The 12,953-nt window shown below is 32.6% G+C and carries 7 protein-coding genes and 4 pseudogenes; 2 read left to right on the top strand and 9 right to left on the bottom strand.

What is annotated here, in order from left to right:
* From ACYVEC_RS30130 to ACYVEC_RS30105, 6 genes and pseudogenes are all read right to left on the bottom strand, one after another.
* Positions 1–384 (bottom strand): annotated as a pseudogene (locus ACYVEC_RS30130) (IS4 family transposase); the annotation flags it as partial.
* 257 nt (positions 385–641) lie between these two features.
* Positions 642–800 (bottom strand): annotated as a pseudogene (locus ACYVEC_RS30125) (HD-GYP domain-containing protein); the annotation flags it as partial.
* A gap of 91 nt (positions 801–891) precedes the next feature.
* The gene (locus ACYVEC_RS30120; RefSeq protein ID WP_460509535.1) at positions 892–3,843 is read right to left on the bottom strand and encodes a Tn3 family transposase; all 2,952 of its coding nucleotides are present in this window, start codon (positions 3,841–3,843) and stop codon (positions 892–894) included.
* A 191-nt stretch (positions 3,844–4,034) separates the two neighbouring features.
* Positions 4,035–4,604: a GNAT family N-acetyltransferase gene (locus tag ACYVEC_RS30115; RefSeq protein ID WP_460509533.1), complete on the bottom strand. Its 570-nt coding sequence runs from the start codon at positions 4,602–4,604 to the stop codon at positions 4,035–4,037.
* Positions 4,605–4,751: 147 nt separating this feature from the next.
* The gene (locus ACYVEC_RS30110) at positions 4,752–5,576 is read right to left on the bottom strand and encodes an alpha/beta fold hydrolase (protein ID WP_460509531.1); all 825 of its coding nucleotides are present in this window, start codon (positions 5,574–5,576) and stop codon (positions 4,752–4,754) included.
* Between the two features lie 221 nt (positions 5,577–5,797).
* Positions 5,798–7,567: a M3 family metallopeptidase gene (locus tag ACYVEC_RS30105; RefSeq protein WP_460509529.1), complete on the bottom strand. Its 1,770-nt coding sequence runs from the start codon at positions 7,565–7,567 to the stop codon at positions 5,798–5,800.
* Between the two features lie 169 nt (positions 7,568–7,736).
* Between ACYVEC_RS30105 and ACYVEC_RS30100 the strand changes: the two genes are divergently transcribed.
* A complete protein-coding gene (locus ACYVEC_RS30100) occupies positions 7,737–8,642 on the top strand; it encodes a winged helix-turn-helix domain-containing protein (RefSeq protein WP_460509527.1) in 906 nt (301 codons plus the stop codon).
* Positions 8,643–8,747: 105 nt separating this feature from the next.
* On the opposite strand, the pseudogene ACYVEC_RS30095 reads toward ACYVEC_RS30100, so the two are convergent.
* Together ACYVEC_RS30095 and pdxR are read right to left on the bottom strand one after the other, a co-directional pair.
* Positions 8,748–9,764, bottom strand: a pseudogene (locus ACYVEC_RS30095) (HD-GYP domain-containing protein); the annotation flags it as partial.
* Between the two features lie 359 nt (positions 9,765–10,123).
* Complete coding sequence (gene pdxR, locus ACYVEC_RS30090) at positions 10,124–11,515, bottom strand: MocR-like pyridoxine biosynthesis transcription factor PdxR (RefSeq protein WP_431113992.1); 1,392 nt, start codon at positions 11,513–11,515, stop codon at positions 10,124–10,126.
* Positions 11,516–11,624: 109 nt separating this feature from the next.
* Here pdxR and ACYVEC_RS30085 point away from each other — a divergent pair, with 109 nt between their 5' ends.
* Positions 11,625–12,530, top strand: coding sequence for a DMT family transporter (locus tag ACYVEC_RS30085; protein WP_460509525.1), 906 nt, complete (start codon positions 11,625–11,627; stop codon positions 12,528–12,530).
* Between the two features lie 287 nt (positions 12,531–12,817).
* Here the strand turns inward: ACYVEC_RS30085 and ACYVEC_RS30080 are convergent.
* Positions 12,818–12,953, bottom strand: a pseudogene (locus tag ACYVEC_RS30080) (serine/threonine protein kinase); the annotation flags it as partial.

Raw genomic sequence — 12,953 nt, 5'->3', positions numbered from 1 at the left:
TGAATCTAAAATACGAATACGTTTGAAAACAGAGGTGTATGGAGAAAAAATTCGCATAGATGAAGTTAATTTTTTATTTAGAAGATTAGTCAATATATGTTGTAAAAACTGAACGGCTGATTTATTAAACCGTTGATTCATTCCTTCGGGACTGATGAGTACTTCTATGGATGCTTCTAAACAGCTAGATAATTGAGCTAAAGAGGTTGTAGCGATATTTTGACTCATCCATATACATAAAGCAATTAAATCTTTTGCTTGGTATTTACTGGTTCGTTGTACAAAACCAATATCTCTAGCAAGGTCTCGTAAAACATTTGGAGATAAAAAGCTTTGAATCTCTTGAGCAAATAGCTGTAATTCATCAGATAAAGAAATAGACATACAAAAACGCCATCCTTTCCTATGATTCTACAGAAAGAATAGCGTATTTTTTCATTTTAGGAGGCATTTTTTTATTAGCTTGATAGCGATGGGGTAGTACTCAGTATAAAATGAAAAGCTCTAGCGTGAGAATGAAGAACTGAGAAAAGGGCTTGATTTACTAAAAAAGTTACTTTATCTAATTAGAAAAGTTATCCGTATATAGTAAAAGAATAACGTTTTTAATTTTAATATGAATTAATCTAAGGCATGAACTTTTAACTAAAAGACTTTTGTGCCATTTTTTCCCATAAAGGAAATACCTTTTTGAAAACCTCTACTATAGATGGATCAAATTGTGTACCGGATCCTTTTATGATACGTTTATAAGCTTCTTCAGGAGATAGGGCTGAAAGATATGCTCTTGAAGGGGTAGCACCAACAAAACGCGAATTTCGTACGCTAAGCAAAATTTTATAAAGAAAAAGCCGATTTCCTGTACGCTAAGAGATAATCGGCTTCTTACTACTAAGTTATCTGTAATGGTCGTAGAGAGTCTAATGGTGCAATTTCTTTTTTACTAAATCGGTATTCTCCTAGGAAGTTAATGTGTTCCCATCCTAATGGAGAAATGTGTTTTAATAGTTCTTCATCAAATTTTTCTTTTTTCTTCAAAACGTTTATTGCTTCACTTAAATAAACAGTATTCCACACACTAATTGCATTAATTAAGAGGTTTAGTGCACTACTTCTTTGAAGTTGATCTTGTAGCGCTCTTTCTCGTAATTCACCATGTTTTCCAAAGAAAATAGCTCGAGCAAGTGCATTCATAGCTTCTCCTTTATTCAATCCTCGTTGAATACGTCTACGCATCGTTTTATCTGAAAGATAATCTAAGATGAAAATGGTTTTCTCAATTCTTCCTATTTCTCTTAGTGCCTTCGCCACTTTATTTTGACGGGTATAAGACCCTAATTTCCCCATAATCAATGCACCCGATACTTTACCTTCTCGGATAGAATGAGCTAGCCGTAAAACATCATCATAATTATCGCAAATTAACTTCATATTAATTTGTCCCCGTATTAAGGATTCTATATTTGAGAATTCTTTAGGTGATCCAATCGTATATAATTTAGAAGTGGCTAAATCACGTAACCGAGGCGCAAAGCGAAAACCTAATAAATGAGCCAATCCAAAGACTTGATCTGTATAGCCCGCTGTATCTGTGTAATGCTCTTCAATAACCAAATCAGATTCATGATGTAATAATCCATCGATAACATGTACAGCATCTCTAGCATTTGTATTAATTACCTTTGTGTAAAAAGAAGAAAATTGATCACTTACGAATCGATAAATGGTCGCTCCTTTTCCTGTTCCATAGTGTGGATTGAAGCTAGCGCTGAGAGAAGATACCCCAATTTGAACTCTCATACCATCCGATGATGAAGTAGTCCCATCTCCCCAATAAGAGGATAAAGGGATTTTATGCTGAAAGTTTACAAGTATAGAGTGAGCACGTTGTAATGCATCGTCATACATTCGCCATTGGCTAGCATGAGCTAACTGATGATAGGTGATATCTGGAGTTGCATCTGCCATTTTAGTTAGACCAATATTAGTTCCCATCGCCATCATTGCAGCAAGAGATATAATAATTTCATCGCCTTTAGGCGGTTTATTTGTTGATGCGTGAATCAGTTGCTGTTCAAAATTTGTCCAATTCGACACTTCTAGTAATAAATCCGTTAGTTTTATACGTGGTAACATATTGTATAGCTTAGCGCTTAGTTTCTTGGCGTCTTCTGGGACATCTCGTTCTAAGCGATGAATACGCAAACTTCCTTTTTCTAAATCTACGCCTTCTAGAGAGTTTATATTTTTAGAAAAGGATTGAATTCGATGCAAAAGGGTTTCAGTGCGCTCTTTTATGTATTCTTCTACTTGAATCGGAACCGCTAACCTGGTACCGATATTTTTACTCTTTGTCCATTCTTGTTGTGGAATAAGATATTCATCAAAATCTTTATGTTGTCTACTACCTACAATAGAAATATCCCCTGAGCGTACATAATTTCGAAGTTCAGTAAATGCGGCCAATTCGTAAAAATGTCGATTAATACTTCCGTCTTCATCATATACATATCTTTCCCAACGCTTGGAAACAAAGCTTAATGGAGCACCTTCTGGAACTTTTCGTTTTCCAGCTTCATTTAACTCGTGGATAGTATCTAAAGCTAATAAAACGGGATTTGCATACTTGGTAGATCGAAATTCTAATGTTCTGAGTAGTGTTGGCGTATACTTCCGTAAATAATTATAACGACTTTCTAATAAATCAAGATAATCATAATTCATAGGACGAGATAACTTTTTTGCTTCCTCTACGGAGGCTACAAATGTATCCCAAGGCATCACCGTTTCTAATAATAAAAATGGATCTAAGTTTTCTTGTCTAGCTTTAATTAAAGCTGTTCCTAGATTCGCGTAATGATTGATTTTTTCATTAACTGATTTTCCATTCTGTTTTTGAATTTCTTCTTGCTGTTTCCTTCCTTTTAGTTGAAGATTCATAATCTGTTTATCATGAATTTCAAATGCTTGATCAACCAAATCCTGTGTTAAATCTATTAAATATGCAATCATGATTGCATATTTTTTGGTGCTGTGAAATCGTCGGAACGAGAAAGGTTCATATCTTGCTCCTATTCGAGATAATTGTCGTATTCGATTTGGATGTAACCCTTTGGTATCAAGCTTTAATGTTAATTTTCTTATGTAATCTAAGCGTTCAATTACTTTTAAAAATGCGTCAGGAGAAAATTGGCCAGGTATTTCTCTTAGCCACGATAAATAAGTTTTTGAAGTATTAGGCATTGGATGGAGTAGGCTATCTAACTTTTCTTGTTGTGAAGAAGTCAAAGAGGATGTTAGTACTTTAAAAATTTTTTCTTCTGTACGCTTACGTACTTCCCATACAGCTCGTTCTATTGTTGGTATTGCAGGTAAAATAATTTTCTCTTTTCGTAGTTCTTGTAATGCAGTTTGAATTAGATACATTGTATTTCCATTTTCTAATGCATATGGTTGTAGAAATTTAGAAATCCTTCGATAATCACGGATAGTAAAGTTACGATATCCATATTCTTTACGTATTTCTTCTAAGTGCTCTCGCCTAGTAGGTTCTCGTTTTGCATATGCTTCATAGACCATGTAGTCGACACCAATTTGTTTAGCAACAAACCTTAAGAGTCCTTCAGGAATTACTGGTATATTCGTAACAGTAATTCCAGGATATCTTATGACACAAAGCTGAACAGCAAATCCTAAGCGATTGTGATCTCTACGATGTTGATTAATAATTTCAAGATCTTCTGCAGAGAATGTGTAATGCAGTGCTAGCTCATGTTCTGTTTCAACAGAAATATGTAATAGTTCTTCCCTTTGTACAGGTGTGAGAAGTTCTTTTCCTCTCATAATATTTCCTCCATTTATAAAAGGGGTCCTGACGTCAAAACGCGGATATTGTACGCTAAGACATTTTTGAAAGTGAAACCCCTGATTTCCTTATGCGAAGTAGCAAATCAGGGGTTTTCTATCTTAAATATGTTTTATTAAAACAATGTTTTAGACTATAAAAAGTAGTTGTAGACCAAAAAAAATGCTTTCTAGATACGAATATACTTTAACCACTCCTCCTTATAAAGAACATAATGATTTTCTATAAAGTTATTGTTGTACTTAGTAAACAACCGTTTAATTTGTTTTTCTAAGTGAAATCCCATTTTTTCCATAGAGCGACATGAATTGATGTTACTATTCCAAGCCTGTGCATGAATCTCGACTACTTTTAATGTTAAAAACACATAATTATATATTAAAGTTCTAGCTTCACGAGTGATACCTTTCCGCCAAAATTCATGTGCGATTCGTTGTGCTTCTGAAGCAATTATTAAATGATTTTTTTCATCCTCTTTCGGTACAGTGATCCAATATGTTCCTATCATTTCTCCAGAATTCTTCAATATAACGGACCAGGAAATAATGTTTTCTAAGTCTTTATATTTTTGTAGCAATTCCTTAATTTCATCCACATTTATAGGAACTGTGTTTCCTGTCCAACGATGCATTTCAGGATCTTTCATTATTTCATACCACTGTTTACAATCCTTTTCTGGATTTATAGGACGTAGGAATATGGTTGAACCTTCTAACACTGGTATTGTTGGAATAAACATAATCATCTTCCCTTTATTAAAAATTAATAAGCGTTTTTGTAATCATATAAAAATTGTGTATTCGTTATCTAGTCCAATACTTATTTATATGAAGTATAGGTGCTAAAAATAAAGTATATCAATGCTTACGAGTCTTAAACATTTTTTCTAACTAAAAAAACTTAATGCTACATTACGCATCATTTCTGGTTGCTCAACAATAGTCCAATGACCACATTTCTCAATTTCTACTAATTGCAGCTGAGGTATATGTCCTGAAAATAATTCCTTAATTATAGAAGGTGTTAGAATGTCGTGACTTCCTTGAGCAACAAGGATAGGGATGCTTGAAATTTTATGTAAATTTGCAGTTACATCATAATTGTTTTCCATATCCATTCCTATCGCCTTATTTACCTCATGACTAAAAGTGTTTTTTTCTTTGTATTTTAAAGTTTCTTGAGAGAAGACGTAATAAGGATCCAATATATGAAGAATATCGTATATTGAAGATTCGCCAGTTTTAAGCTTATCTTGCAATTCAGAAAACCTAACTTTATCATCCTCAGTTAGTCTCCTCTCCAATTCCTTACTAAACCTTTCTAGCCCATTGGAAGTAATGCCGATTGCGGCTGTTAAAAGGATTTTATTGACTCTTTCAGGATATGTAGTTGCATAAAGTAAAGCAAGCATCGAACCCCATGATTCACCAAATAAATTTATTTTTTCCAACCCTAATTGTATTCGCAGTGTCTCTAGGTTTTCTATTTCATTTTTCATGGAGTATTGATTGTTTTCTGATATGTCTGATTTACCGCAGCCTCTTTGGTCATAAAAAATCAACTTAAATTTTTTTGATAGTGGAACCATATAGGGTAAAAAAAAGCGGTGTTCACTTCCAGGTCCACCATGAAGAAATACAATTGGTTCGCCTTTACCTATAAGATTAACATGCAACTGATAATCATCTACGTTAATGCTTTCAGTATCCATAGCAACCTCCAATGTTTTTATTTTCCATTCTATTTCTTCATTTTTGTGATTTTTCCTTTTAAATGTAATCTTTGCAACAGGTAATAACCTAAAACGATCGTTTATGGGACTATCGGATTTACTAAAAGTATCTTTGGAACAGGGGAATTATTCCTCCTCTGAAATGAACTACAGTTCTAATAATAGATAATCTCTTCTAAGAAGAGGTTATCTGATTAAACTTAACTATTTGAAAGGTGAATATATTCTTCCATATCCTTAATAATTTGATCAATAGATTGCTGCCAAAATTCCGAGCTAGAAAGATCAATATTAAAGTAGTCGTATACTAATTCTTCAACTGGCCTTTTTCCAGTTTCACTTAAGAACCTTTTAAATTTCGTATGAAATTCACTACCCTCCTGTTTTGCAATTGCTAACAGACCTAAACTTAATAGATAACCAAAAGTATAAGGATAATTATAAAAAGGAACGGTAGGTGCATAAAAATGCCCATATTTCATCCAAACAAAAGGTTGATACTGTTCTAAGCTATCACCATAGGCTCTTTTCTGAGATTCGATTGATAATTCCTCTATCTGAATAGGACTTAATGGACCATCTTTACTTTTTTCATAGAAAAGTTGCTCAAATATAAATGATCCTCGAACTGCCATTAAATAATTTAAGCTACTTTGTATTTTATAGTTAAGTAAAGATTGTTTAATTTCTAAATCACTCGTAACTGTAATTAAATGATCAACAAAAATTAATTCAAATAAAATAGATGAACACTCTGCGATACTCATTGGAAAACGTTCTTCTAAAAAAGAAATTGAAGGACCATCTTTTAATTGTTTGAAATGCCAAGCATGTCCTAGTTCGTGTGCTAGTATCCTTGCACTCTCTATCGTTCCGTCGTATCGTAAAGAAATTCTAGATTCTCCTTCACTTAGAAAAGGAGCACAAAAACCTCCAGAAGGTTTATTCGTTCTTGGCTCTGCATCTACCCAGCCATATGTTATTACATGAAGTGCAAAATTAGCAATTTCATCGTCAATATTTTTAAATGAATTGAATATTTCTTCTACGGCCTTTGAAAAAGGCATTTTACTTTGCTCATTTTGTTGGGAAGTCATCAATTGATGCCATGTTAGCTTTTCTACATTATTCTTTTTAAAGTCTAGAAAACAAGTTAAATTCTTTAAATTATTATCTATTGTTTCCCACATTGTAAAGAGTGATTTTCTAGAAATTCCATTTAAATGAAGAGAATTTGATAATATATCGTCTTGTTGTAGGGTATGATTTTGGAACAGACGTAACCGTGCAAAGTTATTAAAAACGGTAGCAAAAAGATCCTTTTCCTGATCCAATTTACTTGTTAGAAACTCAAACGCTTCCATTCTTTTGATAGGATCATCATGGTTCATAGCTAAATGATTCAATTCACTAAAAGAAACTACCTTTTTATTATCATCATAAATGAATTCAATCTCTAATTTGTTTTTAAGCTGAGTATTCATAGCTTCCCAATGATTCAATTCATTTTTTGCTAAGTTTATCATTTGTTCTTCAATATCATTATAAATACTAGGGGATAAATCAAGAATAAAGGGCTGCACAAAAGGGAGGCTATACCAGTCCCTTTGGATTTCAACAGGAAGTTTACTTATATATTTTTTCCAATCTGATAATAAAGAATGGGCTTCGTCTTTGAGGGCAGTTATATTGCTAGGCAATGAAGTAAGAATAGAATGATCTTTTGATTCAGAAGTTAGACAGTAACAATAATATTCCGCTTTTTCAAGCCTACTGCGGACCTCAGAGAAGGCCTGTAGCATTTTTTCATTAATAAAACTTTCCGAGTTAAATTTTGAATAAGTTTCTTCTTTTAAGTAATGAATTAAAGCTTTAATTTCATTCAATTCATTAGATAAAGTTTGATCAAATGCATTTGGATATAATTTTTGTAAATCCCAACGTGTAGGCTTATGAGAAATTTGATTCATAAATACAACCTCCAATAGTATTTTATTTAGTTCTTCAAATTAAGAACTAAATCATAGTTCAATATTATTAGAAAAATGAGAATTTGTAAATAAATTCAGAATTTTAATTGTTGTTCAATTGTTGTATATTTTGTTATTCTATAATTAATATCCTAATAGGAGGTAAGTAATGTCATATCGTGTAACAGTGGATGATTCAATAGTTTATGAATTACTTTTAAGTTTTTTATTATATAAAAGAAGGAAAAATCTAAAATATTTGCATAAAGGTATTAGTTGGGTTGAAGAAGTTAATGCTAAACTGACAGATCAATATAGAAATACACTTGAACAAGTTGAAGATGTATCGTTTGGGGATGTGCTATGTTTAATAATTGAAGGATGTCCTCAAAAAGAGGATATTCATTCATTTTTAAATTGGTTCCAAAAAGTATCAATAACCACATTGTATGAATTACTAGCGCCACACTTAAAAAAAGAGAATTCTCATCTTTTGCTTGACTTAGAAAATCAAAGGAAAAATTTTTTTTATTTCCTGTCAGATTGGTATAATCAGTACTTTAAATTTGAGCATATAGAGAAAGAAATAACTAAGGAGATTTCAAAATTTGGTGAAAAAGCGGAAAAATATTCACCAGAAAAATTGGTAGAAGAGTTTGCGACTGGCCTTAAAATAGAAATCCCCACAATAAAGCACGTTGTTCTAATTCCTTCTCTTCACTTTCGGCCGCTCCATACTTTTAGTATTTTTAAAGAAAAAATGTTTGTGTGGTACCCTGTAAAGTTCGAAAAATCAAGAGAAGACATATTTAACATTTCAAAAGCCCTTGCAGATCAAAAACGTTTAGATATACTTCAGTTTCTTTCAAAAGATAAATACAAATTTACGGATATTTTAAATTATATAGGCGGAGCAAAAGGGAACCTCCATCATCACCTTATGATATTGCGATCAGCAAACCTTATACGCGTACATTTGTCTAGTAATAATCAATTTTATCTCAGTACACGTACAGAATTTGCGATTGAATTAAAGGAGAAAATGGTAGATTTTATTCAAAATGCTGATGCCTAGTATTGTCTGTGGAACCAAGTCCTAAATATTTAAGAATAATGGAATAAACAAAAGCCGATAATCCCTTAACGTACAGGAAATCGGCTTTTTCTATGTGAAAAATTGCTTAGCGTACGAAATTCGCGTTTTGTTGGTGCTACCCCTTGAAGAAGTCATTGCGTCGAATGCGTCTGCTATCGCAACAATTCTTGCACATAACGGTATTTGATTTTCCTTTAATTTTTGAGGATAACCATTTCCATCCCATCTTTCATGATGAGAAAGAATTATGTCTTCACTACCTTTTATTAAAGATATATTTTTGAAAACTTCTAATCCTAATTGTGGGTGTGCCTTAATAATATTATATTCGTCTTCTGTGAGAGAAGACGCCTTCTTTAAAACTTCATCAGGAATACCTATTTTCCCTATATCATGTAATAAACAAATAAAATGAAATTGTTTTAAAGAATTATCATCATATTCATTTGTTTCCCTAGCAAGAATAGTAGCATAATTTGCTACACGTTCACTATGCCCTCTAGTGTATGGATCCTTTAATTCCATTATCCTCATTACCGATAAAGCTGTTTCTTTCATTTGTTTTTCATAGGATACTTTTATTTTTTGCACTAAAAATTTTAATGAAAGAAACACAAAAAATGACGTAATAATAATTGTTATAAACAATAATACTAATTTTATTGGATAGTTAACGTGAAAATAATAAATAGCGATTATAAATCTACATATCATAGAAATAGACACCCATAGAAGAAAACGAATACTTAAAAATAAAGGTGAAGAAATTACTAAGAAGCATTCTAGATAAGGCACATGTAAAGAAGTATTTGGACTACGTGTAAATATAAAGTCGTATGTTAGAAGATAAATAATACTAACACCAAGAAAAATGTATTTTGTTAACACTTGTTTATTCATTTTTTGTAAATACTTGTTATATAAAATGCATGAAATAAAAATAAATAAAAATACTAGTTCAAATAAAAATTTCTGTAGCGAGAAATCCTTCCTAAGAATAAAGTAATGATAAATATTATCAAATAAAAGAATAATACAAGGAACGAATAAAAACACTTTTATGGGTTCCTTAGTTTCAATATTTTTAATGCCTTTAATCATTGTGAACACCGCCAAACTGTTGTTAATAATATAAATATTATATTATCTCGAATGTCCAAGTATCCATTCTAGCGCAAAAAACTCCATCCCTTCTTATGATTCTACAGAAAGAATAGCGGACTTTTTCATTTTAGGGGGTATTTTATTTTGCTAGCTTGATAGCAATGGGATAGCGTCACATGCCCATCAAGCTAATTGAGAACCCCCCTTAACTAAAATTTCACCTTTTTACAGCTATTTAAGGGTATTAATGTCACTTTTTCCTTTTGGAGGAACAATTAATTTCTTAACTTGACAGCGATGTATGATGACCCCTATTAGGAAGAACGAAAAAAATTTTTTTAGGGTAAAAATCAAGATTACAGCCAAATTTTTGCTAATTGAGAAACTCCTTCTATTATCTTTTTTTCACATAAATTACCCAATCCAAGTTGAATATGTGGATATCGTGGTATATAGTTCGAGAAATATTTTGAACAAGGATAAACTACAATTCCGTGTTCATATGCCCTTTCAATTAGCATTTTTTCACTCATTTCTGTTTTCACTTCAATAATAACGAAAATTCCGGAGCTACCACCTTTTATTTCAACATAATTCTTAAAATTTTTTAATAATTCCCTATTCAATAGATTCATTTTACGTTTATACAAAGCTTTCATCTTCCTTAAGTGTGAGTACCAATATCCTTCATTCATAAAGGTCGCCAGTGTTCGCTGATGAATAGATGAGGATGTTTGCTCAAGCAAAGGGAGTATCTTTTTATATTCACTTGTTAGCCTCCTAGGCAAAACCATATAACTGACACGGATAGAGGGTAAAAGTGCTTTTGAAAAAGTTCCCAAATAAACCACCCTATCATTAGAATCTAAACTTTGAAGAGATGGTATAGGTTGATGGATGTACCGAAATTCACTATCATAATCATCCTCAATAATATATCCGTCCACCCTTTTTGCCCATTGAATTAACTTTAATCTTTCATTCACAGGGATAGTCACTCCATATGGAAAGTGGTGAGTAGGAGTGACATATAAAAGTCTGGAAGGCGATTTTAAAAGGAGATCGACTTGGATGCCTTTTTCTTTTACCGGGATTGGATCAATGATAAATGATTGAAGAACAAAAAGTTCCCTTGCCACATTATATCCAGGGTCTTCTACTGCCAGATAATGATAGTCTTGCTTTAACAACAGCGATAAAAGTAATAACAAGTGCTGTGTGCTACTGCCAATAATAATTTGTTCTGCAGAAGTATTAACTCCTCTTGATTGAAATAAGTAATCTGCTAGTACCTTCCTTAATTTAATGTCGCCTTGTTTTTCTCCGTATGAAAACATGCTAGAGTCTTTAATGATTTTGTTTGTAAGCATTCTCCATTTTTTCAAAGGGAAGTTTTCTTGATCCACTGTCCCAATCTTAAAGTCAATAGTTTTTGTGGCAGCGCGATTTGTTTCATGATGCTGTTCTCTAATGGGTCCATAATTAAGCGTCTCATCCGATATAGTAGCCTCTACAAAAAATCCCTTTTTGTTCTCACTTCGAATATATCCTTCCGATTGCAGTTGTTCATAGGCTACTTGAGTTGTGTTTCTGCTGACCTCTAATTGGATAGCAAGCTGTCTAATCGATGGTAATTTTGTACCCTTTTCTAATTTACCAGATAAAATCTGAGTACGTATGTATTGATAAACTTGTTGGTACATAGGAGTGTTACTTTCTCGATTGATATTAAATATTAGTTCATTCATCAATGTAATACCTCATCTGTCATTTGTATTTATTGTAAACTGTACCTTTTAGAAATGACAGTACAAATGCATAATGGATTTATAAAAACATTGATTTGGGAGAAAACTCATGACAATATTTATGTACATATTTTGTTTGCTTGTATGGGGACTCAACTTTATTGCAGTAAAAATTCAAGGAACTCCTGTCAGCCTAGAATTATCCTTAACTTATCGTCTTGTTATGACAGCCTTATTATTTTTGATTCTTGTTTGGTTCCTTCGACCAAGAGGGATGCCAACAAGAATAGATATCCCATTTGTAATAGTTTTTGGTGTATGTAACTTTGCATTAAGCTATTTATGCCTTTATTACGCCACATTTTTGAGTTCTGCCGCAATCGTAACATTGGTTTTTTCATTAAAAGTGATTTTGACCCCGATTACCCTTCGGATTTTTTTAAAAGAAGAGTTACATTCACGCGTTTTGGTTGGGGGGATTTTTGGTGTATTAGGCGTATGTATTCTCATCTATCCGAACTTGAACAACTTTCAAGGGGCCAATGACATAAAAGGAATTATGTTTGCGATCTTAGGTACACTTCTTACAGCAATAGGTGATGCCTGCTCGGCACGAAATGCAAGTCACAAGGTGAATCCTATCTATGCAAATACCATTGGATTTACAGTGAGCAGTATATTGATGGGAGTAATTGTATTATTTCAAGGACAAGAATTTGTATTTCCAACATCGTTTTCATATTTATTTGTGTTGCTATATTTAACTCTGGTTGCTTCATTTGTAGCATGGTTATTCTATTTGAAGCTTGTAGAAAAAATTGGAGGAGCTCGAAGTGGCTATATGGTTGCACTTTTCCCGGTAATTGGAGGAATAGCTTCCGTTTTAATCGGTGAGTCAGATCCATCATTGTATTTGTTTGCTGGTTGTTTTTCTAGTTGTATTGGCGCTGCTATCGCATTAGGGTTTAGAACTCGGAAACAGGTTGCGAAGTTTGCTCTAAAAAGAGTGAATTAAGAAGGAATAAGTGTTGTGAACTTGAAAATAGAGCTCATTTATTTGGTATGCAATTCTTTAAAGAACTTACACTGGATCTTTAGAAAAAGAAAAAATCTCATCTGAAATTAAACTTATATAATCCTAGGTTGATGGGCATGGGGTAGCACCCCATGCCCATCAACCTAAGATTTTAAAGTACTCCCAGAACGAAGATTTTATGCATTGTTGACTACTGATCTAAAATGTACATTCCTTTGGTTACTAGTGGTTCACTTATCTATCCTAAAGATAAGTATGTGGTCCTTTTACAATTTGAATTTCTTTTTAAGCTTCGAATATTTTCTATATGAACGTCTAACAATGTTTAACATGAAATACGGTATTTTAACAGGGAGAGGCAATTTATAAATGAAGGGCAAGTAAAATGTAAAATATGCCTTT

Source organism: Bacillus sp. MN7755 (genome assembly GCF_054771475.1).
This window is presented reverse-complemented; position numbering and strand designations above follow the sequence as displayed.